This window comes from Syntrophales bacterium, assembly GCA_023229765.1.
In the GTDB taxonomy this organism is placed as follows: domain Bacteria; phylum Desulfobacterota; class Syntrophia; order Syntrophales; family UBA5619; genus DYTH01.
Window position 1 is genome coordinate 1 of record JALNYO010000046.1, and the last position, 26,522, is coordinate 26,522.

The window sequence follows — 26,522 nt, forward strand, 5'->3', positions numbered from 1 at the left end:
CTAAATATATTTGATGGAGAGAGTCTATACCGAGTACCGAAAAATTATGTTACCATAAAACGATGCAATGTGTCTCCAATGCGGACAATGAGGGCGTAAGACCACATAATCCGGTTGGCCACATAAAGAAGATAACACTCGCTGCCAGAAACATCCTCCTGGAGAGCCAGCTCCGGAAGAAGTACCGGTTCGAAAACATCATTGGCAGCAGTGAGGCCATGATCCGGGTGTATCGGGTCATCGAACAGATCAAGGATGCCAAGACAACGGTATTGCTTCGCGGTGAGACCGGGACCGGCAAGGAACTGGTTGCCCGCGCGATTCACTTCAACAGCGTCCGCGCCGCCCAGCCCTTCATTCCCGTGAACTGCGCCGCCCTCACCGAGAATCTCGCCGGAAGCGAGCTCTTCGGCCACGCGAAGGGTTCGTTCACAGGGGCGATTCGGGACAAGCGGGGCATCTTTGAGACGGCAGAAGGCGGCACGATCTTTCTCGACGAAATCGGCGATATGGGACCAGGGTTGCAGCAGGTTTTTCTAAGAGTGCTGGAAAGTGGGGAAATTCAACCGGTAGGCTCCACGGAAAGGAAAAAGGTGGCGGTCCGGATTGTCGCCGCCACCAACCGGAATCTCGAACAGATGGTGAAGGAAGATAAATTTCGGGAAGATCTCTATTATCGGGTCAAAGTGATGGAGATCCATCTGCCGCCTCTCCGTGAACGCAGAGAAGACATCGGGATTATCGCCCGACATTTCCTGAAGAAATATGCAGAAGAAAACGGCAAAAGGATCGACGCCATTTCCGCAGAAGTCCTGGATATGCTCGAAACCTACGCCTGGCCGGGAAACGTGCGGGAACTCGAAAACGTGATCGAGCGGGCAGTCCTTCTCACGGATGTCCGCGAAATATCCCCCGCAAACCTGCCGCCGCAATTTCATGATTCCCTCCCGCTTGATCCCTGCAACCGTATATCCGACCATTCCTTGGAACAGATCGGCAGGACTCATATCATTGAAGTGCTTCGATCCACCGACGGAAATCGGGCAAAGGCCTCTTCAATTCTCGGCATCAACCGAACAACGCTGTGGCGCATGATGCAAAGACTCAAGATCGAAGAAGAAGACCTTCTCAAGCATTAGCATTGCCTCGGCCGTTGCTAAGCGCAACGCATGTTGCGGATAGCAACGGCCGAATGCTTCCGATCCGGATACTTGTCTGCCCTCCCTGATCCAGAACACTCTGTATTCGCGGGCGTTTTCTCTTAAATCCTGTTTTCCCGTCGATTGGCACATCCTGTGCACTATCTTGTTTACATCCGGCATTCCTGGGAGAGCGTCACTGGCCCCGCAAAGGTCAGTTCCATGAACCAGCCGGTGGAAGAGCTGCATAAATTAAGGACACCCACAGGAGAGAGACATGGAGAACAATACATTTGGAAATCTGAAAGACTGGGGTCCTGTACTCGAACGTATGGAGAAACTGGCGAAAACTGGAAAGCTGGGGGACTGCCAAAGCGAACTGATACGGGTTCTCCGCTACGATGACAACTGGCGGCTGCGGGAAGCGGCGATTGAATACCTGGCAGACATCAGGAATCCATCGCCGGAACTCATCGATGAGGTGTACGCCATCATGATGCGTGAGGACCTCTACTACGATGTGCGGATTCTCGCCGCCGATGCGCTGGGCAAGGTTTTGGGCCATTGCACAAAGAAGGGCAAGTTCGGAGAAGCAGCCGTAAATCGAAACGCTAGCAAAGTCATCCACGGCATGAAACGGCTGCTGGAAGATCCCCAGCCGCCGATTCTTCACAAGGCTGTTCGAATGTCACTCGAACAGATCAAGGGTTAGCCGCGTGTCCGGGTTCGAAACATAACAACCTGTCTTTTTACGAAAGGAAATCAGTCATGTGGATCGGAGTGCCTAAAGAAATCATGCCGCAAGAAGACCGAGTCGCGGCAATACCCGAAACGGTAGTGAAGTACCGCAAACTGGGTTTCGACGTGATCGTTGAAACCGGCGCCGGCGCCGGCGTGTACCATACCGATGATGATTATCAGAATGCGGGAGCGGAGATTGGACCCGATGCACGGACGGTTTTCGACAGAGCCGATGTCATTCTGAAGGTCAAGGAGCCGCTGTTTGACGAAAGGCATGGCCGGCATGAAATAGACCTCCTGAGGGAACGGCAAACAGTGATCACGTTTCTCCATCCGGCCGCGCCGTCCAATCACAACATGGTAAAGCAGCTTCGCGACCGAAAAATCCGCGCATTCTCGATGGACGGCATCCCCAGGATATCGCGGGCGCAACGCATGGATGCCTTGACATCGATGAGTACCATCACCGGTTACAAAGCCGTTCTGATCGCCGCAAACCGTTTTCCGAAACTGATCCCCATGGTGGGAACCGCCATCGGTATGATCAAGCCGGCGAACGTCCTGGTCATAGGGGCAGGCGTTGTCGGTCTTCAGGCAATCGCCACAGCCAAAAGGCTCGGCGGTGTGGTCAAGGTGGTGGATATTCGGCCCACCGCGCGCCAGGAGGCGCTCAGTCTTGGAGCCAAGGTCGCAGGTTTCGACATCCCGGTCGAACATGCCCTGGCAGATGGCGGGTACGCCAAAGCCCTTCCCGAAGAATGGCTGGTCAGGGAGCGCGGCGAGATCGAAGGTGCGGTCGCGGATGCGGACATCATCGTGCTCTGCGCCCTGGTTCCGGGTGAAACGGCGCCCGTTCTTATTACGGAATCCATGGTCGCCAAGATGAAGCCCGGATCCGCGATCATCGATGTATCCATCGATCAGGGCGGAAATTGCATGATCACGGAGCCGGGCGCCGAAACGATCAAGCACGGCGTCTTCATCTATGGCATCAAGAACATTCCCGGGTCGGTGCCCGTGCACGCGACCTGGCTCTATGCGAACAATATGTACTACTACGTCGAGAACCTGTTCAAAAAGGGCATCGGCGCTTTCGACATGGACGATGACATCGTCCGAAGTTCTCTGATCACACTCGACGGCAAAATCGTCCACAAGGGCACGCTGAAGGCGCTCGGAGATTTTGATCATCTTGTTTAGGTGTCCACTATGATCGATCTGTTGCTGATACCCGCGATGTTCATGCTGACGCTCGGAATCGCGCATGTTCTGGATGAACACAGTGAATGCGCTTCGTTAAATCTGACAATACGTTATCGGAGCTTATCATGACCAATTTTCTATTGATGCTCGGCGTGTTCGCCTTTTCCTTCGGGGTCGGTTACGTGCTGATCTTACGCGTTCCACCGCTGCTTCATACGCCATTGATGTCGATGACGAACGCCATCTCCGCGGTAACGATCCTGGGAGCCCTCATCCTGTTTGCGGTGGATCCCACGCCGATCGAAAGGATCCTTGGCGCAATCGCCTTGATTACAGCCTCATTCAACATCGTCGGCGGTTTTGCAATCACTGCCCGGATGCTTTCGCTGTTTAAAAAGAACAAAGGACCGGAATAGTCATGAATTCATCATATGATCTAATCCTCGATCTGGCCGTGATCCTCGTGCTGATCGGCGCGTTCCGGCAGTTCAGAACTCCGAAAGGGGCGCGGCTAGGCAATCTAACCGCCTTGGCGGCCATGATCTGCGCCCTGCTTCTGGTGCTCCTGCGGCATCATCTCCTGGATCCGGCAACGGTAATCGTTGCATTGATCACGGGAGGGGCCTTGGGCTATGCCGTTGCCATGAGGGTCAATATGATCCAGATTCCGGCGATGATCGCCTTTCAGCACGGCGCAGGCGGGATCGCGGCGTTTCTGGTTTCCTATGTGGAGCTGACGAGGGGTGCGGGCAGCATAGCCGTTCTCAACGAATTGTCCGGCATCATCGGGATCGTGATCGGCGCCGCAACGTTCAGCGGCAGCGTGATTGCCGGCGGCAAACTAGCAAACAGGATCCGGCAGACTCCGCAATCTCTGCCCGGTCATGGACTATGGCTGATGGCCCATATCATTGCCATCCTCTTTTTAGGGGTTTTCAGCTTCAATATGCATGCTGCCGCAATACGATATGACCTCATCGGGCTGATCGCCGTATCCATATCCCTGGGAATCCTGTTTTCAATGAGGATCGGCGGCGCCGACATGCCCGTGCTCATCTCGTTTCTGAATGCCACAGCCGGACTGGCCGCCGCTTTCTGCGGGATCATCATGGAGAACCGGCTGCTGATCGCCTGCGGGGCCACCGTTGCCTCTTCCGGATCGATTCTGACCCATGTCATGTGCCGGGCGATGAACCGGTCGTTGCTGAAGACTTTCGGCGTTTCAAGGGGAAAATCTTCAGGAATCATTCAGGGAGAAACGCCGAAGACCGCCCTGGGCAGTGCAACGCGGCCGTCAACAACACAACTGACTGGGGAAACGGCGGTGGAAGAGAATTTGGCAAGGGCGACTGTGGCTCTGAAGAAGGCAAAGAACGTGGTGATCATCCCCGGATACGGAATGGCGATAGCGCAGGCCCAGTTCGAGGTCGTTCAATTTGCTCGGAAGATGATCGAGATGGGCAAGGACGTGCAATTTGCAATCCATCCGGTTGCGGGAAGAATGCCCGGACACATGAACGTGCTCCTGGCCGAAGCAGAGGCGGACTATGAAATGCTCCACGAGATGGATGACGTGAATCCGGAGTTCAGCCGAACGGATTTTGTGCTGATCGTCGGGGCCTGCGATGTGGTCAATCCCGCGGCCATCCATGTAGAGGGAACCCCGATATCGGGGATGCCGATCTTACTCGCGCACGAGGCAAAGACCGTCGTGGTCTGCAATCTGGATAGACGCCCCGGATATTCAGGCGTTGACAACCCTCTTTATGATAACGAAAATACCATTCTGATGTTGGGAGACGCTAAACAAACGCTGCGTCTGTTTATGGAAAGAATCGGTTAGATCGCTGCCGGGGCACATCCGTGGTAGTATTGCAGCAGCCAACCCGTTTCACGACCGACGCCCCGTTTCCAGAGGGGATATACTCAGAGCAGCAAGAATACAGAAAGGACATGACTATGGCAGACAAGGCTATTTACATTTCGAAATCGGACATGGATAGATTGAGGGACTTGGTTGAAGGCGTCCGGGCGTACAACCCGAAGCCGAATCCAAATCTGGACAAATTGGAAAAGGAGCTGAATCGGGCAAGGGTGGTCAGCCCGAAAAAAGTTCCGAAAGATGTGATTACCATGAACTCTCACGTTCGTGTTCTGGATATCGACTCAAAAGAAGAGGCGACATACACCATCGTCTTTCCTGCTCAAGCAAAAATTGCGGACAACAAGATTTCCATCCTTGCCCCGATAGGAACGGCGCTTCTTGGGTACCGGGTGGGGGATGTCGTGGAATGGGAGGTTCCTTCGGGATTAAAGCGTCTGAGAATCGAGGAAATCCTCTGCCAGTCAGAGTCAAAGGGCAACAATTCGGTGTAGCCGATGATATTCTTGGGCTCCCTGAAGCGAAGAAACCAGGAGATACAGAGGATGGCAGTAAAGCGTAAACCGACACGAGAAATGCCGCGAGCCGGGCTGAATCGGCACCGGGCCGCCGGACAGGCAATCGTGGACGGGTTCTGGATGGAGGAAAGCTTCAGGAAATGTTTCGACAAAACCAGCGATGGAATTCTCATCGCTGATACGACAACCAGAAGATTTCTTGAGGCCAATGCGGCAATCTGCGCCATGCTGGGGTATTCGAAAGAAGAGCTCGTGAATCTTTCCATCGACGACATCCACCCGCCGAATGACAGGGCGCATGTCCTGGAGGAGTTTGAAAAGCAGGTCAAGGGGGAAAACGCTGTTGCCGAGAAGATGCCGGTACTGCGAAAAGACGGCTCGATCTTTCACGCTGACATCATCTCTGCGCCCGTTATGATCGGCGGAGTGCACCATCATATGGGCATCTTCCGCGACCTCTCCGCGCACATGCGGGAAGCGGAGAGACTGAAAACGGCAAGGGATTTCCTTGAAACGGTGCTGGATAATCTGATGGATTCCATGATTGTTGTGGACACGAATAATTATTCCATCTTGCATGCGAACAAGCAATTCCTCCATTTCTGCGGGCGGAATAAAGAAAACGCGATCGGAAAGAGCTGTTACGAATTGAACCACCACAGATCAACACCGTGCTCATCTGAGTCATGCCCGTTGGCGGAATCATTGAAAACAGGGCAACAGGCGACGGTGGAACACATTCACCATGACAGCGCCGGCATGAAACACCATCTTGCGATCACGACTATTCCGATCATGGGCGAAAACGGCGAGATGCAACGGGCCATCCATCTGGCCCGGGATATCACGCAGCGCAAGCAGACCGAGCAAATGCTGCGGCAACAACGGGAAGAATTGTCCCAAGTCAGCCGACTGGCAACTGTCGGCGAGTTTGCCGCCTCGATAGCCCATGAAATCCATCAGCCCCTAACGGCAATCATGAATAACGCCCTGGCGGCCCAGCGCTTCCTCTCCTCGGGCACTGCCGCCGACATCGCGGAGGTTCGCGACGCGCTCGGGGATATCATCGACGATGATCGGCGAGCGGCCGATGTGATCCAGCATCTCCGGTCGTTCCTGAAGAAGAAAGAGTCTCCGCAGGCGATTTGCGACGTCAATACGGTCATCCAAGAGGTGCTGACAATCCTCCATGGCGAGCTCGTTGATAAAAATGTCCATGTAACCCAGGCTTTGAACCCTGACATCGCTCCTGTCCGCTGCGGTCGCGTAGAATTGCAGCAGATTCTTCTGAACCTGATCATGAATTCATGCGATTCCTTGGCGCATGTAGAACCTCAGCGACGTCAAATCGCCATTCGCACCTCAGGTGATGGACCGGACAGCGTTATCGTTGCCGTTGAGGACTCAGGAACGGGGTTGGAAGCAAGCGAACTTGAACGCTGCTTTGAATCCTACTACACCACCAAGCCGGACGGTCTTGGGATGGGTCTCTCGATCATTAAAACCATCGTTTCGGCTCATGGAGGACGAATATGGGCTGAAAACAATCCCAAAGGCGGAGCGATATTCTACTTTACCCTGTCGGCCCACAAAGGAGAAGCCTCGTAGTCATGGTGGATACCAAGGCCATCGTGTATGTGATCGACGATGATGCGTCGGTTCGCAAAAGTCTCGCCAGGCTGGTCCGATCAATAGGACTTGACGTGGATACGTTCGCCTCTGCCCGGGACTTTCTCGTCTTCAATCCTCCGGATCGACCAGGCTGTCTTGTTCTGGATTTAAAGATGCCGGGGATGACGGGGTTGGAGCTTCAGGAAGAATTGACCGCGGTCAATCGATCCATACCCATTATCTTTATTACAGGCTTTGGCAATGTCCCGGCAAGCGTTCAGGCGATGAAGGCAGGGGCTGTTGATTTTCTCGAAAAACCGTTCGACGATAAAACACTGCTCGACGCCATCCGCCGGGCCATCCGGAACGACTTTCAGCATCGACAACGGATGGGCGAGCGCCACACCATCAGAAAGCATTGGGAAAGATTGACTAAGCGGGAGAAACAGGTATTCGGGCTGGTTGTCACCGGGATGCTGAACAAGCAGATCGCTTTCCAACTCGGGATAACGGAAAAGACCGTCAAGGCGCACCGAGCCCAAGTCATGCAGAAAATGGCAGTACAATCTTTGGCGGATCTGGTGCGTGTTTCCGAACGATTGAAATAATCCCCGGGATCCGATTGTTCTGGGCCTAAAGTCCAATATTTTTTCCTTCCCTTCTCAGGTATTGTTGAACCGAAATTGATCGTCGGCTTGCGATGTGTTGATGCGGCCGCGGGAGGAATGACCCATGCATGGAATTGATTCCGTCATCTCTGTTGTGGATGACGACAAATCGGTCCGCAATTCCTTGAAGAGACTGCTAAGATCGATGGGATTCGAAGTCAGGACATTTGCTTCCGCCTTCGAGTTTCTCCAGCAAGGACCGCTTCATGACCATGGTTGTGCGATCGTGGACGTCCGTATGCCAGGCATGAACGGCCTCGATTTGCAGAAGAGGCTTCAGGAGTCCGGGATCTTACTGCCGATCATCTTCATAACGGCTTACGACGATCCGGGTGTATGTGAACGAGCTATGCAGGCAGGCTCCGTGGCCTTCTTACAGAAACCGCTCAGTGATTCTTTGCTGACGGACGCCATAGGGGCAGCCCTTGAACGCAGCAGCCAACAGGTACCGGGCCGTTCGAAATATGCCGAAAGAGACAAATGAGTATTTATTCGGACATGTTGCCGAGAAACGAACACAGGAAGGTGGAATATGGAATGGACAGCCGATCAATATTTCAGAAGAATTGGAAATGAAAACACCTGCCGGACTGCGCCCGCCGGGAGCAGCCGACTGAGCCTTTTGGAAAGAACGGGCAGCTTGGAAAAGAAAAAATGCTCGAGGATCATTCAAGAGAAAGAAAACGTTCAAGAAAACTTTACGGCTACCTACTGGGGATAGTGTCGTTATGCAAACAGTGACCGTCATCCGTCAACGAACGCCTTGCATGATCGTTGGCCGTCTGCCCGAAGAAAAAGCAGATGTTCGATAGGCGGCGCGAATGCCGAGACATGAACATGTGGACAGTTGCCATATAAAAAAGATATCCGATTCAAGGGAGTACAGGCTATGATCTACTCATTTGTCTGCCCCATCCCCTGTGATCAGGAAATATTGATTGATGCCGTAAATGACGATGATGCCGTAATCAGGCTTATAACGGCTGGCGCTCTCCGCTGCCGGAATGCCAGATATCGGTGCCGCTGTGATAAGTCTCAACGCTCTATGTCACCGATTGCAGATCAAGAGCTAAAACGGATTGTTAGGATATGCATGCAGGAAAAACAAGGAGACTATGAAGGTGCTCTCGCTTCGTCGTATGGATGAGTTTCCTGCAACCGATGGAGGCAAGTCACGGTCAGGCTTCATACAACTCGTGAGCGGGCACTCGGTTCCTTTCCAGCCGATTCAGTTCAAAGAAAGGAGGTAAAGGGTTATGAACGTCTTACGGGAAAAAACGTGGTCTCCCTATGTCGCAGGGGCGCTGGCCGGACTTCTTCTCGTCCTATCCGTTTTCCTCACCGGCAAATACTTCGGTGCCTCGACCACATTCGTGCGGGCGGCGGGCTTTGTCGAACAGGCCGTTGCGCCGGAGAAGGTGGCCGGCATGGAGTACTTCCTCAAGGAGAAGGTGAAGATCGACTGGCAGTTCCTGTTCGTAGTCGGAGTCCTCTTCGGTTCACTGATCTCGGCGTCCCTGTCGGGGGAACGGCGGGCGGTGGCTGTCCCGTCCATGTGGGAGAATCGCTTTGGGGCGTCCCGAACCCAGCGTTGGACAATCGCCTTTCTCGGCGGGATGATCGCCATGTTTGGGGCACGTCTCGCGGATGGGTGACCGAGCGGTCACGGCCTGAGCGGTCTGGCTCAGGTAGCCCTCAGCGGTTATGTTTCCCTGTTCTGCTTCTTCCTGGCCGGGGTGATCATGGCCAGAATCCTGTACGGGGGAGGGAAAAGCCATGAATGAACTCCTGACCGGCCTCATTACGGGGGTGCTGTTCGGGTTCCTGCTCCAGAAGGCGCAGGTAATCCGCTACGACAAACAGCTCGCAGCCCTTCGCCTCAGGGATATGACCATCGTCAAGTTTATGCTCACGAACATCCTCGTGGCCATGATAGGCATCTATCTGCTCTACGATTTGGGGCTGGTGAAGCTTTCCATAAAAACGCTGACCCTCGGCGGAAACGTGTTGGGCGGCCTGATCTTCGGCATCGGCTGGGGAATCGTTGGCTACTGTCCCGCAACCGCCATGGGAGCGCTCGGGGAGGGCCGTTACGACAGCCTTTTCGGCCTTCTGGGAATGATCCTTGGGGCGGGAATTTATGCGGAGGTGTATCCGCTCATGAAGGCAACGGTGCTGACCTGGGGCGATTTCGGGAAGATCACGTTGCCGGGGGTCCTCGGGATCAACCACTGGATCGTGATCGTCATCCTGGTTGTTGCCTTCATCGCCCTATTCCGTTGGTTTGAAAAAAAGGGGCTGTAATCTCTCGTACTACATACCCCACGGACCGGCTCAGGCCTGCTATCTACGAACCGGCCTGTGCGATGGTATCGCCAGAACACTCAGGATTCATGGCATCAGTATCCTTAAAAGTAAGTATTCATTTCATGAGAATACAGTTCACCCTGTGCCCCACATTGGCAATGAGCCGGGTGATCGTGGCCACGGCGTTCGGTTGCTTGAAGGCCCGGTAAACGATCTCCATCATCCGATAATAATCCTTCGTGAACCGGTTATAGCCTGCCTGGAGCTGCTCAACGGTCATGTTCTTCGGCCTCACAATCACCGCGCCGCCCGTGAACTTCGAGTAGTCGGTACAGATGATCCGTCCCTCCCTCTCAAACTTCCGGTAGAACTCGGTCCCCGGATAGGGGATCAGGATGTTGACGGCGACGCTGTCGATCTTCACCTTTTTGAGGGCTTCGATGGTCCGGTCGAACACGTCCGGCGTGTCAGTGTCGAATCCGAAGATGATTCCCCCGTCCACCAGGATGCCGCGATCATGGAACCGCGCGATGTTGTCTTTGAGACGCTCGACCTTGTTGAACCCTTTGTTTGCCTCGGAAAGGGCGGCAGCGGAGACAGACTCGACCCCCACAAAGACGCCGAGACAGCCCGCCTTGGCGGCCAGGGAGAGTAACTCCGCGTTTTCTGCGAGCAGCACATGGGACTGCATAAAGAACTTCTTCCCATAGGGGATCATCGCCGTGAAAAGCTCTCTCGCGAACACCTCATCAGCCGCCAGGTTGTCGTCCAGGAAGGCGATAAGCCTGTTGCCCGCTCGCGCGATGTCGGCGATGACGTGTTCGACCGGCCGGGTCCGGAATCCCAGACCATGGACATAACGTGTGGAGCAGAAGGCACAGGCATGGGTACAGCCCCGAGTCGCCTCGATGGGATAAAGCGGAAAATAGCGGGAAGCATCAAGCAGGTCCAGTCTGGGCGGTTTAAGCTTGGCCAGGTCAACAGGCGTTTCACCCATATAGATACCTTGCATCCGCCCTGCCGCCGCATCGGCGACGACCCGCGGCCACACTTCGTCGGCCTCGCCTACCACCACCGCGTCGGCATGTTGCAACCCCTCCTCCGGCATGACCGAGGCGTGCATCCCGCCCAGAACCACGGGCACACGCCGTTGTCGGTAATGATCGGCAATCCCATAGGCCCGGTAGGCCCTGAATACCTCGAAGGAGATCCCCACGAGATCGGGATGGTCGTCCAGGCGGATCGGCTTCACCCTTTCGTCCTCGATGGCAATCTCGTGCCCTTCAGGAGTGGCAGCCGCCACCGCCGGCAGGGAAAGGGTCATGATCTGAGACCACTTCGATTTTGATCGGACCGCCGCCGATATGAGCTTTATCTTCATGATCGTACCTCACCGAATCGCCTCATAGCCTCCGGGGACGCCATGCTTTGAGAAGACGATTTGCCAAAGCTGAACATGCCGGGCGCGAAAGGACCCGGCGCAGTAAAGCAGGTAGTATTTCCACATCCGGTAGAACCGCTCGCCGTATTTCGCTTTCAACCGATCCCAGCCTGCGTCGAAGTTTTCAAACCAGGCCATGAGTGTCCTGTCGTAATCGGGACCGATCAGGTGCCAATCTTCCATGACAAAGCTCTTTTCAACGGCGGCGCCGATCTGAGCGATGGACGGCATATTGCCTCCCGGAAAAAGATATTTTGTCATGAAGGGGTCCACCGTGGTCGTAGTCGAGAGCTCTTTGCCGATGGTGTGCAGAAGAAAAAGACCGTCATCGGCCAGGCAACGCCGGGCAACCTGCATGAAATTCCGGTAATTTTTATAGCCCACATGTTCCAGGACGCCCACGGCGACAATGCGGTCGAATTGCCCGCTTAGATCACGATAGTCCTGGAGCTTGATTTCGACCGGGCGCCCCGCGCATATTTCCCTGCCCAGGACCGCCTGTTCCCTGGAAACCGTGACTCCGATCGCCTTGACTCCATATTTTTCAGCGGCGTATTTCATGAAGCCGCCATAGCCGCAGCCGATATCCAGGACCGTCATCCCCGCATGGAGTCCCAGCTTCCTGCAGATCAAATCGAATTTGGCTTCCTGAGCCGTGTCGAGGTCTGCGGCTCTCAACCAGTAGCCGCACGTGTAGGCCATGGATTTGCCGAGCATCGCCGCGAACAGATCGCTGCCGATATTGTAGTGCCTGTCGGCGATCACGAATGCCCTGCGCCGCGATTGTTGATTGAATGTGCGCGACACCGCCGCCCTCAAAACGAGCGGCCAGCCCGGTTTGATTTGTTGCTCCAATTGCGCGCGCAATATGCGGCAGATGAATTCATCGATCCGGGCGCAGTCCCACCAGGCATCCATGTAGGATTCCCCAAGCCCAAGGCTTCCGTCTTTCAGCACGCGGGCATAGAATCCCTCATCCCGCACCTGGATGTCCCAGGGATCAGGGCCGTTGATCCGGACGCCGGCAGTGGAAAGCAATGGCTCGATGATCTTTCGGTGACTATTCATGTCTCGCCTCCAATCCCGCCCTCTTCCTGACCTCCGCTGCTTCCCACCGCTTGTTATCCGCCTCCACCCATAATCGGATCCCCCGACTGGCCGCCCGGATCTGTTTCTTCAAGTACCGTCCTCTGGATGGTCACCGCATTCCCCGCGGTCGCCTGGCCCCACTTGACCAACCGAAGACATGGGCCGTTTTCGAGAGTGATCTCGATCCCGGTGATACAGAACGGATGAACACAGGAACCGGTGTTGTAATAGCTTTCGTCGAGCTGATGGTTGATCTTGATGCCAAGGGTCTTGACCTTGGACTCCAGGTAGCGCTGCTCCGTCAGCGAAAGGTTCTCGAAGACCGCCCGGTGGGTGTGGCCGGCGATGATGGCGGCGATCCCCTGATCGTTGCGCTTCGCCCATTCATGGAGACGCTTGTCCACCTCGTTGCATAGGCCGGGGTTGAGGGCGGCCCGGGTCGGGTCCTTGACGCCGCAGCGTTGTAGATCGGGCCAGAAGTTGTGCACGAAGAACCTGCTAACGGCAGCGGCGTCCCCGCTACACTTCGGGTCTGCCTGGTGGCCGTGCAGGAGCAGGATAGCGCCACCGCTCCCTTCACCGCCACCCACTCGCACCCCCGGCTCCAGAATTATCCCCTCAAGGATCTCGATGCCGGGGAATAGCGTGCGATAGACGGTCTCGTTGTCCTTCCAGTAGAGGTCGTGGTTTCCCCACACCTTCAGGTACCGGGACTTCTCCGGATCCGGATGATGGAATTGCGCTAGCAGCTCGTAGACCGACGTGTGGGTGATGTAGATCTGATCAAAGTTGTCGTTCTCCCAGAGCTCCTCGGCGTCCCCCAGTTCGATGTAGATGAAACCTTCTTCCAGGTAATGCTCCAGGGCGCAACGGTAGATCAGGGAGTTCTGCGCAAAGTCATCCGCCCCGGACCCGTCCCCCCGGTGCATGTCGGACATGCAGACGAATTTCATGCCTGGTGTCAGGGTCAGCCGCCGGATACGTTCCAGCTTGGGAAGAGGTTCCATCTCCTGCCTCCTTTTATACGAGCTTCTCACCGAAGGAATCGACCTTCCGGAAGGCATTCTCAGCGGACCAGATCACCGGTCCATGGCCCGGAAAAATGATCCGGACGCAGAGCGTTTCCGACAACCTGGCAAAGGTTCTTTGGGTTTTTTCCTCATCCGAACAGAAGCGATTCACGTAACCCCGACCGCTCTTACGCCCCAGGATCAGGTCGCCGGCAATGAGTTCCCCGGAGGCCACATTGTAGTAAACCACCGACTCCTCCGTATGGCCCGGTGCGGCGATCACCTCCCAGCCGCCAAAGCCAATCCGGGAACGGGGAAGGCGATTCCCTTCGAGATACCTGATCCGGTCCGCATAGGAGACGCGTTGATGATCCCGGAAAAACGGCAGGGGCACACCGGCCGGACCTTCGAAAGCCAGATCGGACCATTTCCGGATGCCGAATGCGCCTCCGATCAATGTGGGAACGAGGCCGGTGACCCAGTTCCGCATGGGGGAAAGTGGCCGCCCCGCCTTCAGGTACGCCTTCACAAGAGGATGGAACAGGACCGTCGTCTTCGGGGAACACTTCGCGAGCAGCGCCGCTATCCCGCCGATATGGTCGATGTGAAAATGGGTGGCGGCGATGATCCGGATCGCCATGAGAGAACGCTTTATCGTGTGGACACAGAAATCCTCAACAGCCTGGGCGGCGCCGACGCTGCCGACGTCGACCACCATCAGGCCGTCCTTCTCGTCCGTGATGAGGTACGCCTGAGCAAGACCACTGCCCGGGATTGGATGCACCATGCCTGCCTCCATTTTGTTTGCGCCCCCACCCCTACCCCTCCCCCAGAATCCGCCACGCCTCAATTGGCGCCCTGCGGGGCCCCCGCGGCTTCCGCATCAATGGGGCGGTTGAACCGTTGATTCGTCAGGTGCGCACTGGGACCAGAGGCGTTCGAACTCCGCGGTGAAGGATTGAATCAGTCCCTTGTGATTCGTGAAGATGGCGGCCTCGTAGTTCCGGAACTCCGACTCGTTCGTGAAGTTGTAGCTGCCGGTGATGATGATCTTGCTGTCGATGAGCATGAACTTGTGGTGCAGCGAGCCGCGCTTGATCTCGATGAACCGAACCGCGATCCCCTCGCCGGATAGCCACTCGTCGATGGAGTAGGACTTCTGGGCATTGTCCCCGTCCAGGATGATCCGGATCTTGACCCCGCGCTTCAAGGCCGCAGATAAGGCTTGGCCAAGATATTTCGAGGAGAAGGCATAGGCGGCCACAGCGATCTCCTTTTTCGCCGCCTTGATCAGCCGGGTAAGCTCCTTCGAGGTGCCGCCCTTTGGCGAGAAGATCACCCTTGTTCCTGCGGTGCTAGCCATCCATCATTCCCCCTTCCTTGATTCCCCCTCCGACACAATGGAGTTGGTCATGGTGGCACTCCTTTGGTTTGGCCCCCCCTACCCCCCCCAAATCCACCCCCCTGACAAAGGGAGAGCCCGCCACACCTGGGCTGCGATGTGGCGGGCAGTTTCGCCGGAGGCGTCTCCGGCCTATGGGTTTACTTCTTCTTTCCCTTGGCCTTGGCCGCCACCTTGGCCTTCGGGGCCGGTTTGGGCAGTTGGACCTTGACCTTGTCCCGCTCCTGTTCCCTTTTCCGCAGCACCATCCCCTTCTTCCAGGACTGGGACACCTTGAAGCCCATCCGGTAGCCAGCCGGGATCGTGATCGGCTGCTGCGTTTTGGGGTTGATCCCCTGCCGCTCCTTGGTCTCCTTGACGGTGAAGGTCCCAAAGTTGGCCAGCCGGAGAGTGCCCGACTGTTCAAGGACTGTGAGAATCCCCTCCAGGACCGCGTTCACCACCTTCTTCGCGTTCTCCTTGGTCAGCTCCGTGGTGCCGGCCACGGTCCCGACCAGGTCATTCCTTCCGACTCTGCTTGCTTTTGCCATGGTTTGGTCCTCCTTTTGGTTAGGGTTGCACGATCTTCACGGCTACGAGATAGATCGCGTAGCCGATCGAGCCGATGATCAGAGCACCGAAGACCCAGCCCGTCTTCTGGAAGAAGGCGGCGATGAACCGGGTCGCCCACTTCGATGGCGTAACGTAAGCCTCAAGAGCGGCAATCCGGCCTTGGAACTCCCGGATCCGCCGGGCGTGTTCCCGGCAGGCAAGGTCCTCGACAATGGTGGTAATCCGGCGGACCTGGGCCAGAAGATCGGCCATGACCTGGTGGTCGGTCTGGAGACTGGCTTCGTAGGCCTGCTTGAGGAGGCAGATCGTCTTGTCCAGGGCGGCGTAACGGTGGTTCAGCTCCTCGGTCTGGCCGGAGAGCTTCCCGATGCTCTCCAGGAGGAGCTGGTTGTACCGGTCGTTGCTGTTATTGGCACTGTCGGTCATTTCAGAAACCTCTCCAGAAAGGCGGGCCACCGGCAATCGGCGCAGAAGTCGAGGGCCCGGTAGGCGGGATTGATACGATCGCCGGGAAAATAGATCGATAGGCCACCGGTGCCCCGGACCTCCCTGCCGATCTTGCCCTGGCGGAGGATCAGCCGCCCCTTGCCCGACCTCAACGCGGTGATCAGGGCATCGGCCTTGGCCAGGAGATCTGGACCGGCCTTCCTGCGGAGGTGCTTGGCGAAGCAAAGGAGATCGATGTAGTTGTCGTCATAGAAGCGGGGGCTCTTCTTCCAGGCGGATGCGACGGGTTTGGCATCGGTCTCGAGGGCGGCAACGAGGACCTCCGACAGGGTATCGATCTTCGTCACCACGTCGGCGCTGCGGCTCAGATCCAGGGCGGACTGGGTGACGATCTCGCCCTTCCCCTGGTAGGAGGCGAGGTAACTTTTAACGATCCAGCGGGCAAAAGTAGCGGCGTCTTGGCGGGGCCTGCTGACCAGGCGGGTGAGGATCTCGGCATAGGGCCAGCCGTCGAAGGGCTCCTCGATCTCCGAGCCGACAATCACTTGCACGGAGTCCCGAAGCTGCCAAGCCACCTCCACCATGTTCATCAGGCAGGCATCCATGCCCAGGAGGTCGATCTTTCGGCCGAGGAGGGCGCAGACCCCGGCCAAGACGACCCTCAGTTCCCGGTTGTCCAGGGCATCGCCTCCGGAGGTGTCGTCGTAGCAGATGCTGCGGTGCGTTTGGGGAAAGTTGTGACGGAAGAGATTTCGGCGCGGCCTCTTGCTGGCAGGACCGGCGGACCGACTTTTGGCATCCTCCCACCAGCCGCTGCCGTGGTTCCAGAGGATGAGGGCGTAGCGATCGGCAGGATAATTATCCACCGCCCATTTCGCGAAGCTGTAAAGGATTTGCGGATCTCCGGTGTTGGTTTCGCTGAAGGTATCGATACAGTCTTTCTTAAACCCGCCGCCCGGGGTTATCTGGAAGCGCCGGGTCTTCTGGTCTTCGATCCGGTCGAGCTGGACCAGGATGTTAACGTCTTTTGTGGATCCGGCCTTGGCCATCTCGGCGATGTCCCGGAGGGCTGCGCCGTCGAGGTTGTTGTCCCCGGCCATGTAAACCAGGAAGGTCCATTTGGCCTGGCCAGCGGTTCGGTGAACTGCGTTGCTCCCCCTGTCTTCTCCTGCCTTTTCCATATGCGCCTCCTTTTTGAAAGCATGGTAGAAGCACAGAAATGAAAAAGTCTAAGAACAGGGCGTCTATAGACGCTATAGACACATTAGGCAGAGAATTTTTTGTCCCCGGCACCGCCGTGCGACATCATGAACAAGAAGAGACGTTCATTTACTGATGACTTTCAAATTGACAGATTCGCCGATCTCATCTATTCTGATAGCGAAATCAAACTGTTTCCTTGAGATGCTCGGTACGCGGAGGAGGGAGCGGTTCTTAGAAGAGAGCAGGTGCCATATGTCGCTGACAGCCAAAAAACTGGATTACCCCTACATCACGTCGGATCCCGGCATCGCCGAAGGACGGCCGGTGATTGCGGGGACCAGGATCACCGTCAACTGCATTGCCGGGTATTACCAGCTCGGCATGAGCATCGACGAGATCCTTGACAGCCTTCACCATCTAACCCCGTCCCAGGTACATTCCGCCCTGGCCTACTACTTCGACCACCAGGACGAGATCAACGTGGATCTGGAAGAGGCGGGAAACATCGAATACTGGAAGAGCCAGGTTCAGGCCCATCCCGCGCGGCAATAGCGTAACGGCGAGCGATGAAACTCAAACTGTTCCTGGACGAGGCTATCCACACCGGCCTGTCCCATGCCCTGCGGCAGAGGGGATATGACGTCGTCCATGCCCAGGACCTGAAGCGCAAAGGCAAATCGGACGGCGAGCAGCTCGCCTTTGCCGTACAGGAGGAGCGCTGCCTCGTCACCTTCAACGTCAGGGATTTCGTCCATCTCCACAACCAGTATGCTCGGGAAAACAGGGAGCACTGGGGGATCATCGTTTCCCGCCAGATGCCCATCGGGGAGACGCTCCGGCGACTGCTGAAAAAGGTCGGGTTGGCGAGCCGGGAGGATTTCAGGAATCGGATCGAGTTTTTGTGAGGAATAGGCTGTGGAAACGGGTGGATTCGGCGGCAGGACGATGTAACTAAAATGTAACCGTCCTAACCGAAAATTTTCCCAGAAAACCTAACCTGATCCAAAATGCTCTTTCTAACTGTTTGAAACGTAAGCGATTAATTTATGATGGGGAATCGCCTATTTTAAATTTCCGTCTTCAAATCCGGTGTGAGGGGCTAATACCTCCTCAGGTGGGTTCGATTCCCATGCACTTCCGCCAATTTACAAGATTTGACAGTTTCCCTCTTACCCATTATTGACACACTGTGACACACCGCTCGCCACTGACGATAGGGAAAATCGAAGGAAAATTCTGGACCGCCGTCGTAACGCTCAGGGAAGGCCGTATTCGCATCATTTCCGTGCGCCGCTCCCGAAAAAACGAGGAGATGCTTTATGAAGACCATAACAGCAAAGGAGTTTGACGAAAAGTTTGATGCTGGCGAAGATGTCTTGGAATACTGCATCCTTGATAATATTCTCCGTCCCCGATTGGAACAACGTCGGGTCAACGTCGATTTTCCCGCCTGGATGATCGAACGTCTTGACCAGGCCGCTCGTGAGCTTGGCGTTACCCGGCAATCAGTCATAAAGTTCTGGATCGCGGAACGATTGAAGACATCGGCTTGAACCATCGCTTTCACAGTTTTTGACAGTCCGAAAGACAAAAAAAGGGGCCACTGTGATTAATCGGCTCGTCCAACGGGCTAGCTTGATGACGAGGGATGAATGACCAGCGCATAACTCGTGCTTCGCCCCCCGCCCGGTTCCTTCACCAAAACCCCGCGTTTCACCAGATCGTCAATATCTCGGAAAGCCGTATCCTGCGAGCATTTGGCCAGTTTGGCCCATTTAGAAGAGGTCAATTTTCCTTCAAAACCGTCAAAGAGCCGATTGAGGATCATCCGCTGCCGCTCATTGAAGGGCTTCTTGGCATGAAACTCCCAGAAGCGGGCCTTGTGGAAGATACCGGCCAGGATCTGCTCCGCCCCTTCGATGGCGCGATCCAGACAGCCCAAGAACCATTCCAGCCAAGGCGTGATGTCCAGGCCGCCTTGTTGGGTCCTTTCCAACACATCGTAATAGGCGTTTCGCTCCAAACGAATTTGCGCCGACATGCTATAAAAACGCTGGTGGCTACTTTCCGAGCGCGCCAGAACCATATCGGCGATCGCCCGGGCAATCCGGCCATTGCCGTCCTCAAAAGGATGGATCGTCACAAACCAAAGATGGGCAAGGCCTGCCGCCATAACCGGATCGATCGCCGGGGGCGCGTTAAACCACTTTAAGAAAGCAGCCATTTCCCCAGGGACCCGCTTTGCCTCAGGGGCCTGGTAATGCACCTTCTCTCGGCCAATCGGCCCGGACACCACCTGCATGGGCTCGGATTGAACGTCACACCAGCGGCCGACCGCGATCTTGGTCATCCCACTACGTCCCGTAGGAAACAGGGCCGCGTGCCAGGCAAAGAGCCGCTCCTCGTTCAAGGAATCGGCATAATGCCCCGTGGCGTCGAGCATCATTTCCACCACTCCCTCGACATGCCGGTCCACCGCCACAAGGCCCCCGACGTCGAGCCCCAGCCTCCGGGCGATGGAGGACCTCACCTGTTCCCTGTCCAGCTTTTCACCTTCGATCTCGTTGGACTTGAGCACATCCTCGGTCAGCGTCTGGAGCACCGCCTCATTGCGGAGCGAAAAGCCCAAGCCCTCCATCCGCCCGATGAGGCGCCCCTGCCGATGACGGACGCCTGCCAGGGACCCGGCCAACCGCTCGGCGTCCCAGGTCATCTTAGGCCATTCTTTTCTCTGGTAAATGTAGTTCATGATATTCAGCACCCCTGGAGGGAATTATGCCGCATATTCTCCGCAGAGGCAAGCATAATCTCCGCATATCTTGCGGCTAACATGATCGTTATTCTCCGCATCGGTTGCCTTATAACGAATGGATCATTCTCCTTCTGCTTATTGACGAGTGTTTCAAGCCGGCGTACAGGCGGATGGGGCAGCGGCAAGGCCACACTGCCATTGTGACCGCCCCGTGACCAAGTCAGTTGGTTCCCCGGCAGAGGAGGAGACAGCGGCGGGATCGGAGGCTTTTTGCCGGCAGCCCGCGCATGGCCCAATAGCCCCGCCCCGGGCGGGGAACATTCATGAGCTTGCAGATCCTGGCCAGGTAGCTCGAGGATACGCCATACCGGGCTGCCACCTTGAGCATCGGCTCTTTCCAGACCAGTGAGTGCATGGCCTCGCGCGTCAATTGCGCCGGTAGGGATTCATCTGTTGTTGTCATCGTTCAAACCAAAGCCATAAAGGTTATGAAGGGCGTTTCTTAGCATGTTCATGAGGAAAAGGCATCTCCCGATCAGTCGAAGAGGCATGGGCGGGTCATCTTGCGCAGACCCCGCTCAAGGCGGCGTCATTGGACGCAGCGCCGGTAGCGGGGAGAGAGGCAGAATGCCGATACGAGCCACCCACGGTGAAAAACAGCCCCCATTCTACGCCATCTGAAACACCCCTCGCTGATCACTGGTTTCATTTTTTGACCTGGGTTCTCAGAGCGCGCCCGGACGGCCGGGCCGGTCGCCGCGCAGCGGTCGTCCGGCCTGACCAGGAGGCCGAGAGAGAGCCCCTTGGGGCGGACGGGTGCGGATGCCAAGCGGCAGGAGGGGCGGCGCACAGCCCGGCAACGACGGACAATGGCAACCGCGAGGGAGGGCCGGGGAGAAAGACGCGGCAGACGGTGCACCAAGCCGGCAGGGAGCGACGCCGCGGCGCGACCCCGGCGACTGCAACGCCAGCCGACTACCGCGCAGATCTCGGGAACGGAGGAGCAGAACCAAATGAGCAGGTAGGCGCAAAGCATGCGGTATGGAAAGAAAACACCGCGCGAGAATCAGCAAGGGCGGTGACGGCCATGGGGTAGCGGAAAGAGCCGGCGACGCCCTTGCCCGACGTCTGCCTACCGCCTGATGGGGTGGCGGACGCTCTCTGAGTTTTATGCAAAGAATAAAAATGTATCGTTCATAAATGGACCTGGGCTTCCAGAGATCGACTACAGTGGCATGCCTTCTACGCCGGTTTCATTTGCCACAGGAAATAATAGCGCTGGGCTGGAACTCGTTGATACTTACCTCTGGATATTCAAGCGTTTTATAGAACAAAATAGCATCCCCAAAAAATTGTTTCCCATCATAGCTTTTCAAGCCGACCGTGGAATGATTGATGAAATATCAATTAAAGGCATAGGGAAACGTTGGACCAAGTGGTTTGAAAACCTTCCTGAACCAACAGACGAGCAGTTGAAAAAAGCAAAAGAGATGATTGCATTTGATGAAGAGAAAAGGCTTCGTAAAAGTCGGGAAGATACCGGCACTGTGGGAGGACAAAATCGCAGTTGATTTCCCCCAAATTTCCCCCAGCATTTTTCAACATGATATTATGGAAATCATAACAAATGGTTACAAAATGGCGCATGCATTCGGTTCCCATGCACTTCCGCCAATTTATTCAATAAGTGAAGTATCAATAACTTGACATTTCAGAAACGATCCGATAACCGGAGCGGTACGTTCGACGCGCGGGGTATCAGGGATTGCATATCAGGGGAAAGGCTCAAGGTATGACTTCAGAAAAAACCAAAGCGGAATTGCGCAACCTGGCGCTGGGTCAGCCGGCGGCACAGGATGGGGGGATATTCGGGGCGATGATCAACCCCAAAGATGCTGCTTTGGTGTTGATTCCCGCGCCGTTTGATCTGACCACGTCGTATGGAAAGGGGACCATGGATGGTCCCCTGGCAATCAGCGCGGCAAGCGTACAGCTTGATCTGTTCGATGTGCGCTGGGGAGGCGTTTACAAGGCGGGGATTGCCCTTCTGGATGAGGACCCGCAGATCCGCCGGCTCAGCATTCGCAATGCGCCCGCTGCGAAAAAGGTGATCAAAGCGCTCGAGACCGGACGCCGGACGGATGTTGATCGCAAGGCGCTTGCAAGGGTGAATGAGGCGACCCATGCCGTTACGCAACTAATTGAAAAGTGCGCAAGCCATTGGATAGACAAGGGCAAACGTGTCGGCCTTGTCGGCGGTGATCATAGCTGTCCGCTCGGATTGCTCAAAGCCCTTGCGCGACGATCCGGCAAGGAAGGATTTGGGATTCTTCATATCGATGCCCACCATGACTTGCGGGAGGCCTACGAAGGATTTATTTACTCCCATGCTTCGATCATGTACAATGTCTTACATGACATTCCCGAGGTGACCAGGCTGGTGTCCGTCGCCATTCGCGACTTTTCACAGGCGGAGCATAGTCTGGCCGCAACTCATCCCAAGATCGCAACATTTTATAATGACGAGATATTTCGCGCTTTGGCAGAGGGGCGCTCATTTAAGTCTGTTGTTGACAGGATCATCGAGGCATTACCGCAGAATGTCTATGTGTCTTTTGATATCGATGGCCTGGAACCGGCCAACTGCCCATTTACAGGAACCCCGGTGCCCGGCGGCCTGACCTATCAACAGGGCGTCTATTTAATTGAACAGTTATGTGAAAGTGGCAGAAGCATCGTGGGCTTTGATTTGTGCGAAGTGGCCTCGGAGAAGCATGGCGAATGGGACGGCAATGTCGGCGCTCGCCTCCTCTACAAGTTGTGTGGCGCTCTCATCCGATCGCAGAAGTTGCCCGATCTTGTTTAGCAACCGGGCCGTAGCGTAATTTTTTTATGGGAAAGAGATAATTATGCCTGACCTTAATCCGAAACATGTGGAAACAGTCCTGAAGATCATAAACCAGAGCCCCTATTTCAAACACTTATCCATGGTTGTGAAAGAGATGGGCGCAGGTTATGCGACAGTCGAGCTCGACATCGGGAAGAAACATTTAAATCCGTTTCGCGGCCTGCATGGCGGAGTCTATGCCTCAGCGATCGATACAGCCGCTTATTGGGCGGTGTATTGTGAGCTTGCTGAAGCTGCCGGCTTTATAACGGTTGATCTCAAAGTAGATTACCTCGCCGCATGCAATTCCGGCAAGCTGCTCGTCAAAGGACGCAGCATCAAAATCGGCAGAACCATGTGTTTGGCAGAAGCGACCGTTTTTGATCAACAAGACAAGCAACTGGCCCATGGGGTTTCAAAATTGATGGTTGTTCAGGGCCTTCAGACAATTAAAGATGCTGCTGATTTGGCGGGGGAGAAGAATCTTCCTCCTAAATTTCTCTAACCTTTTATTCAAGAAAGGGCAGTCTGTCCTTTTTTCTGTAGGCAAGCGCCGTACAGGAGGCTATGAGGGCATTGCGCTCATCCGTCACCTTGATTTCATAGGTGCCGGTACGGGCGGAACGGTGAATCTCCACCGCTTCCGCGCGCAACCTGCTTTTCTGGTCGGGGACCTGATGATAGATAACATTCATGCTGAGCGCAACCGCAACCGTCCCGTGGGCATTGCAGGAAACCTCGAAGGCCTCGTCAATCAGGGAAAAAATGGCCCCGCCGTGGGTCATGCCGAAAATATTGGCCAAATCCGCCTGCGGATCCATCTCGACGACAGCATGGCCGGGTGCCAGCTCAATCAGCCGCAACCCCAGTTTTCGGGCAAATGGCTCTTTTGCCGCCTGTTTTTCGATTGCCACAAGCACAGGGTCATCCATTGGTTATGTAGCCTCCGGGTGCTGCTTGTATTTGTCGTCAAGCATCGCCTCGATACTCTCCATCACGATTTTCGTCACCCCCTCAAACTGCGTTTTGTAGCGCTTCTGCGACTCCCGGGACAGCAGTCTGAATGGTTCGGCAATTCGGTAAGGCTCAAGCTTGTCGTGAACGGAAAGTGGTTCCCCAATCCGGTAGGTGATGCGGCCGCTTTTGGCAAACGGCAGGCTTCCCGTATAGACCTCGTCGGAATTGTTGCAGGCAACCGGGACAATCCGCTTTTCGGTGTTCAGGGCAAGCTGGGCAACGCCGGTACGCCCCTCGGCAAGCTTCAGCGAGCGGGTGCCCTCCGGAAAGATGATGACGCTCAGCTTTTTTTCCAGCAGCGCCGACCGGCTCAACTCCGCGACCTTTTCCATGATTCCGTCGTATTGCTCGTGAACAAACGCCACGAAATTATTGCCCATAGCCTCAATCGCATCAAGGGCAATGCGCTCCGCCGGACCAAACTCGGCGATCTTTCCCTCGATAATATCCTTGACGGTGCGATAGAGCCCCTTGTCCATCCTGGTGTTGAAACGTTTGCGGTAATACTCCTCGATCAGATACCCCATCGACGGCACCGGAATCAGGTGACAGATATCGAGTCCCTTCGCAAGAAGCTCATTTTTATAGTATTTCCCCTTCACCCAGACCGTCGTGAACGGAAATTCCCTGGCCCTCAACAGCTTGTACTGAAACGGCCAGTAGTTGAAGCGGTCGGTGTGGTTCATCGCGAAAATCACGCTTTCATCGCGGGGAATCCGCTCGATGTTTTCGAGCTGAATATCGACGTGGGCAAACAGATGGTAATTGGGCCACAAAAGCAGATTTGCAATCACCTTGTGGGCAAACGGCTTGGAAACGACTGTTATTCTCTTCAAGTATTCAATGTCGATCATAATTACCTCCTGCCTATTCCTCGCCCCGGATAATCCGTCCGACGCGTGCCAGCTCCTCCGGGGTATCAACCTCGACGGAATCGTGGATCGTTTCGACAACCTTGATGCGATAGCCATACTCAAGCGCCCGGAGCTGCTCGAGCGACTCCAGATTTTCCAGCGTTCCATCGGGAAGGCCGGCGAAAATACGCAGGAAAGCGCGACGGTAGGCATAGATGCCGTGGTGCTTGAAGTATTCGGCTTTCTTGCCCTGATCGCGGACAAAAGGAATCGTCGCGCGTGAAAAGTAGAGGGCAAACCCGTTATGGTCAAAGGCAACCTTGACAGCGTTGGGATGGACAATCTCCTCATCGCGAACGATCCGGTAGATCAGCGTGGACATCGGGATCGAGGCGTCCTCGAGCAGCGGCACAACAACTTCGCCTATCTGCAGCGGCTCGAAAAGGGGCTGATCGCCCTGGATGTTGACGACGATATCGTCATCGGCAAGCCCGATATTTTCCACCGCCGCGGCGATCCGGTCCGTTCCCGAACGGAGGGCGGCGGAGGTCATCACCGCCCTCCCGCCAAAGCCCGCAACGGCTTTGAAGATGCGCTCGTCATCAGTCGCGACGATTGCAAAAGAGACGCCTCCGGCATGCAGCGCCCGCTCATAGACATGCTGGATCATCGGCTTTCCACAGAGATCGGCAAGCGGTTTGCCGGGAAAGCGGCTCGAATGGTAGCGCGAAGGAATTACGCAGACAATTTTCGGCATAGATATTAAATCCTTATAAATATGAATCCCTCTGAAGAAGGTGGTTTTTGACATAGTCGACCACCGTTTCCTCAAGCGCGCCGAAGCGCGCCGGGCATCCCGCTTGCCGGAGTTTATCCATCTTCGCCTCGGTAAAGTACTGATACTGCCCGCGCAGCTCCTCCGGCATTTCGATATAATCAATCGCAACGGGCAGTCCCATCGCCGCGAATACGGCGCCGACCAGCTCGCTCCAACTCCGCGCCTTTCCCGTCCCGAGATTGAAGATGCCGTTTACATCATGATGGTTCAGTAGCCACCATAAAACATCAACGCAATCCTTGACATAGACAAAGTCGCGTCTCTGGCCGCCGTCGGGATATTCCGCTTTGTACGACTTGAAGAGCTTCACCCGGCCGGTTTCGCGGATCTGATGAAACGCCTTGAAGATGACGCTCGTCATCTCGCCCTTGTGGTACTCGTTCGGCCCGAAGACGTTGAAAAACTTCACGCCGACCATTCGCGCCGTGTTTTGCTCCCGCAGGATTTTCAGATCGAAGAGGTGCTTCGAGTAGCCGTACATGTTGATCGGCCGGAGGGTTTGGGTAATGGCGTCGCTGTCGGAAAAGCCCCGCGCGCCATCGCCATAAGTCGCAGCCGAACTCGCGTAAATAAAACGGACGTCCTTTGTCAGCGCCCATTCGGCAAGGATGGAAGTATAATGAAAGTTATTTTCCATCAGATAGCCGGCATCGCGCTGGGTCGTCGCCGAGCAGGCGCCGAGATGGACAACCGCATCCACGGCAAACGGGACGCAATCCGCCTTGATCATCGCCAGAAATTGGTTTTTGTGGAGGTAATCAACATACCGCCGTTTCACAAGATTCTCCCATTTCGCCGATGACCCCAGATCATCGACGATGATGACGTCGTCTCGTCCCTCGGCATTCAGCTTGCCGACAAAGACGCTGCCGATAAACCCGGCTCCTCCGGTAACAACGATCATTTTATTTCCTCATATCAGCGGTAATTGCAAAACTCCCCATTCTTGTCATTCCCGCAA

33 protein-coding genes and 1 tRNA gene are annotated in these 26,522 nt (G+C 55.6%); 19 read left to right on the forward strand and 15 right to left on the reverse strand.

Translation table 11 applies throughout. The annotated features are described in order from the left end of the window. The first annotated feature begins 62 nt into the window (after nt 1–62). The 9 genes from M0P74_16090 to M0P74_16130 all read left to right on the forward strand — a co-directional run bounded on the left by M0P74_16090 (nt 63) and on the right by M0P74_16130 (nt 8,246). Nucleotides 63–1,139 (forward strand): sigma-54 dependent transcriptional regulator, encoded by a 1,077-nt coding sequence (locus tag M0P74_16090; protein ID MCK9365109.1) that lies wholly within the window; start codon nt 63–65, stop codon nt 1,137–1,139. A gap of 277 nt (nt 1,140–1,416) precedes the next feature. Then, nucleotides 1,417–1,851 carry a HEAT repeat domain-containing protein gene (locus M0P74_16095; protein MCK9365110.1) on the forward strand — a complete coding sequence of 145 codons (435 nt, stop codon included), beginning with the start codon at nt 1,417–1,419 and terminating at the stop codon, nt 1,849–1,851. Nucleotides 1,852–1,907: 56 nt separating this feature from the next. After that, nucleotides 1,908–3,080, forward strand: coding sequence for an NAD(P) transhydrogenase subunit alpha (locus tag M0P74_16100; GenBank protein ID MCK9365111.1), 1,173 nt, complete (start codon nt 1,908–1,910; stop codon nt 3,078–3,080). A 128-nt stretch (nt 3,081–3,208) separates the two neighbouring features. Further along, nucleotides 3,209–3,499: an NAD(P) transhydrogenase subunit alpha gene (locus tag M0P74_16105; GenBank protein ID MCK9365112.1), complete on the forward strand. Its 291-nt coding sequence runs from the start codon at nt 3,209–3,211 to the stop codon at nt 3,497–3,499. Between the two features lie 2 nt (nt 3,500–3,501). Continuing rightward, nucleotides 3,502–4,926, forward strand: a complete 1,425-nt coding sequence (locus M0P74_16110) for an NAD(P)(+) transhydrogenase (Re/Si-specific) subunit beta (GenBank protein ID MCK9365113.1) — start codon at nt 3,502–3,504, stop codon at nt 4,924–4,926. A gap of 20 nt (nt 4,927–4,946) precedes the next feature. Beyond that, nucleotides 4,947–5,459, forward strand: coding sequence for a nucleoside diphosphate kinase regulator (gene rnk / locus M0P74_16115; GenBank protein ID MCK9365114.1), 513 nt, complete (start codon nt 4,947–4,949; stop codon nt 5,457–5,459). Between the two features lie 51 nt (nt 5,460–5,510). Further along, entirely contained in the window at nt 5,511–7,091 is a 1,581-nt protein-coding gene (locus M0P74_16120; GenBank protein MCK9365115.1) for a PAS domain S-box protein, read from the forward strand. A 2-nt stretch (nt 7,092–7,093) separates the two neighbouring features. Continuing rightward, nucleotides 7,094–7,702, forward strand: a complete 609-nt coding sequence (locus M0P74_16125; GenBank protein ID MCK9365116.1) for a response regulator transcription factor — start codon at nt 7,094–7,096, stop codon at nt 7,700–7,702. A gap of 124 nt (nt 7,703–7,826) precedes the next feature. Then, entirely contained in the window at nt 7,827–8,246 is a 420-nt protein-coding gene (locus M0P74_16130; protein MCK9365117.1) for a response regulator, read from the forward strand. Nucleotides 8,247–8,660: 414 nt separating this feature from the next. Here M0P74_16130 and M0P74_16135 read toward each other — a convergent pair whose 3' ends face one another. Continuing rightward, nucleotides 8,661–8,801 carry a hypothetical protein gene (locus tag M0P74_16135; GenBank protein ID MCK9365118.1) on the reverse strand — a complete coding sequence of 47 codons (141 nt, stop codon included), beginning with the start codon at nt 8,799–8,801 and terminating at the stop codon, nt 8,661–8,663. A 217-nt stretch (nt 8,802–9,018) separates the two neighbouring features. Between M0P74_16135 and M0P74_16140 the strand changes: the two genes are divergently transcribed. After that, on the forward strand, nt 9,019–9,417 hold the full coding sequence (locus M0P74_16140) for a YeeE/YedE family protein (GenBank protein ID MCK9365119.1): 399 nt from the start codon (nt 9,019–9,021) through the stop codon (nt 9,415–9,417). 121 nt (nt 9,418–9,538) lie between these two features. Next, nucleotides 9,539–10,066: a YeeE/YedE family protein gene (locus tag M0P74_16145; GenBank protein MCK9365120.1), complete on the forward strand. Its 528-nt coding sequence runs from the start codon at nt 9,539–9,541 to the stop codon at nt 10,064–10,066. Nucleotides 10,067–10,184: 118 nt separating this feature from the next. Here M0P74_16145 and M0P74_16150 read toward each other — a convergent pair whose 3' ends face one another. From M0P74_16150 to M0P74_16185, 8 genes are all read right to left on the reverse strand, one after another. Further along, nucleotides 10,185–11,450, reverse strand: a complete 1,266-nt coding sequence (locus tag M0P74_16150) for a B12-binding domain-containing radical SAM protein (protein MCK9365121.1) — start codon at nt 11,448–11,450, stop codon at nt 10,185–10,187. A gap of 9 nt (nt 11,451–11,459) precedes the next feature. Next, nucleotides 11,460–12,578: a cyclopropane fatty acyl phospholipid synthase gene (cfa, locus tag M0P74_16155; protein MCK9365122.1), complete on the reverse strand. Its 1,119-nt coding sequence runs from the start codon at nt 12,576–12,578 to the stop codon at nt 11,460–11,462. A gap of 53 nt (nt 12,579–12,631) precedes the next feature. Continuing rightward, on the reverse strand, nt 12,632–13,606 hold the full coding sequence (locus M0P74_16160; GenBank protein ID MCK9365123.1) for a hypothetical protein: 975 nt from the start codon (nt 13,604–13,606) through the stop codon (nt 12,632–12,634). A gap of 13 nt (nt 13,607–13,619) precedes the next feature. Then, nucleotides 13,620–14,396, reverse strand: a complete 777-nt coding sequence (locus tag M0P74_16165; GenBank protein ID MCK9365124.1) for an MBL fold metallo-hydrolase — start codon at nt 14,394–14,396, stop codon at nt 13,620–13,622. 96 nt (nt 14,397–14,492) lie between these two features. Continuing rightward, entirely contained in the window at nt 14,493–14,972 is a 480-nt protein-coding gene (locus M0P74_16170) for a phospholipase D-like domain-containing protein (protein ID MCK9365125.1), read from the reverse strand. Nucleotides 14,973–15,151: 179 nt separating this feature from the next. Further along, the gene (locus tag M0P74_16175; GenBank protein MCK9365126.1) at nt 15,152–15,541 is read right to left on the reverse strand and encodes an HU family DNA-binding protein; all 390 of its coding nucleotides are present in this window, start codon (nt 15,539–15,541) and stop codon (nt 15,152–15,154) included. Between the two features lie 19 nt (nt 15,542–15,560). Continuing rightward, nucleotides 15,561–15,989: a hypothetical protein gene (locus tag M0P74_16180; GenBank protein ID MCK9365127.1), complete on the reverse strand. Its 429-nt coding sequence runs from the start codon at nt 15,987–15,989 to the stop codon at nt 15,561–15,563. After that, a complete protein-coding gene (locus M0P74_16185; protein ID MCK9365128.1) occupies nt 15,986–17,191 on the reverse strand; it encodes a clostripain-related cysteine peptidase in 1,206 nt (401 codons plus the stop codon). Before M0P74_16185 ends, M0P74_16180 begins: the two co-directional genes overlap by 4 nt. A 274-nt stretch (nt 17,192–17,465) precedes the next feature. On the opposite strand from M0P74_16185, the gene M0P74_16190 reads away from it, so the two are divergent. The 4 genes from M0P74_16190 to M0P74_16205 all read left to right on the forward strand — a co-directional run bounded on the left by M0P74_16190 (nt 17,466) and on the right by M0P74_16205 (nt 18,766). Continuing rightward, nucleotides 17,466–17,765, forward strand: a complete 300-nt coding sequence (locus M0P74_16190; GenBank protein MCK9365129.1) for a DUF433 domain-containing protein — start codon at nt 17,466–17,468, stop codon at nt 17,763–17,765. Nucleotides 17,766–17,779: 14 nt separating this feature from the next. Beyond that, on the forward strand, nt 17,780–18,118 hold the full coding sequence (locus M0P74_16195; protein ID MCK9365130.1) for a DUF5615 family PIN-like protein: 339 nt from the start codon (nt 17,780–17,782) through the stop codon (nt 18,116–18,118). Between the two features lie 148 nt (nt 18,119–18,266). Further along, nucleotides 18,267–18,356 (forward strand) — tRNA-OTHER (locus M0P74_16200). 176 nt (nt 18,357–18,532) lie between these two features. Then, nucleotides 18,533–18,766: a BrnA antitoxin family protein gene (locus M0P74_16205; GenBank protein ID MCK9365131.1), complete on the forward strand. Its 234-nt coding sequence runs from the start codon at nt 18,533–18,535 to the stop codon at nt 18,764–18,766. Nucleotides 18,767–18,843: 77 nt separating this feature from the next. Here the strand turns inward: M0P74_16205 and M0P74_16210 are convergent, their stop codons facing one another. Then, entirely contained in the window at nt 18,844–19,962 is a 1,119-nt protein-coding gene (locus M0P74_16210) for a Fic family protein (GenBank protein MCK9365132.1), read from the reverse strand. A 223-nt stretch (nt 19,963–20,185) separates the two neighbouring features. Next, nucleotides 20,186–20,428, reverse strand: coding sequence for a hypothetical protein (locus tag M0P74_16215; protein ID MCK9365133.1), 243 nt, complete (start codon nt 20,426–20,428; stop codon nt 20,186–20,188). A 129-nt stretch (nt 20,429–20,557) separates the two neighbouring features. On the opposite strand from M0P74_16215, the gene M0P74_16220 reads away from it, so the two are divergent. The 4 genes from M0P74_16220 to M0P74_16235 all read left to right on the forward strand — a co-directional run bounded on the left by M0P74_16220 (nt 20,558) and on the right by M0P74_16235 (nt 23,357). Continuing rightward, on the forward strand, nt 20,558–21,061 hold the full coding sequence (locus tag M0P74_16220; protein MCK9365134.1) for a hypothetical protein: 504 nt from the start codon (nt 20,558–20,560) through the stop codon (nt 21,059–21,061). A gap of 139 nt (nt 21,062–21,200) precedes the next feature. Then, the gene (locus M0P74_16225; protein ID MCK9365135.1) at nt 21,201–21,536 is read left to right on the forward strand and encodes a hypothetical protein; all 336 of its coding nucleotides are present in this window, start codon (nt 21,201–21,203) and stop codon (nt 21,534–21,536) included. Nucleotides 21,537–21,757: 221 nt separating this feature from the next. Continuing rightward, nucleotides 21,758–22,831, forward strand: coding sequence for an agmatinase family protein (locus M0P74_16230; protein ID MCK9365136.1), 1,074 nt, complete (start codon nt 21,758–21,760; stop codon nt 22,829–22,831). 67 nt (nt 22,832–22,898) lie between these two features. Beyond that, nucleotides 22,899–23,357, forward strand: a complete 459-nt coding sequence (locus M0P74_16235; protein ID MCK9365137.1) for a PaaI family thioesterase — start codon at nt 22,899–22,901, stop codon at nt 23,355–23,357. Between the two features lie 4 nt (nt 23,358–23,361). Here M0P74_16235 and M0P74_16240 read toward each other — a convergent pair whose 3' ends face one another. The 4 genes from M0P74_16240 to rfaD are packed head-to-tail and all read right to left on the reverse strand — an operon-like array spanning nt 23,362 to nt 26,465. Continuing rightward, nucleotides 23,362–23,784 (reverse strand): hotdog fold thioesterase, encoded by a 423-nt coding sequence (locus M0P74_16240; GenBank protein MCK9365138.1) that lies wholly within the window; start codon nt 23,782–23,784, stop codon nt 23,362–23,364. A 3-nt stretch (nt 23,785–23,787) separates the two neighbouring features. After that, nucleotides 23,788–24,723: a 1-acyl-sn-glycerol-3-phosphate acyltransferase gene (locus M0P74_16245; GenBank protein ID MCK9365139.1), complete on the reverse strand. Its 936-nt coding sequence runs from the start codon at nt 24,721–24,723 to the stop codon at nt 23,788–23,790. A gap of 13 nt (nt 24,724–24,736) precedes the next feature. Next, entirely contained in the window at nt 24,737–25,480 is a 744-nt protein-coding gene (gene kdsB / locus M0P74_16250) for a 3-deoxy-manno-octulosonate cytidylyltransferase (protein ID MCK9365140.1), read from the reverse strand. Nucleotides 25,481–25,493: 13 nt separating this feature from the next. Then, nucleotides 25,494–26,465: an ADP-glyceromanno-heptose 6-epimerase gene (gene rfaD, locus M0P74_16255; protein MCK9365141.1), complete on the reverse strand. Its 972-nt coding sequence runs from the start codon at nt 26,463–26,465 to the stop codon at nt 25,494–25,496. Between the last annotated feature and the right edge of the window lie 57 nt (nt 26,466–26,522).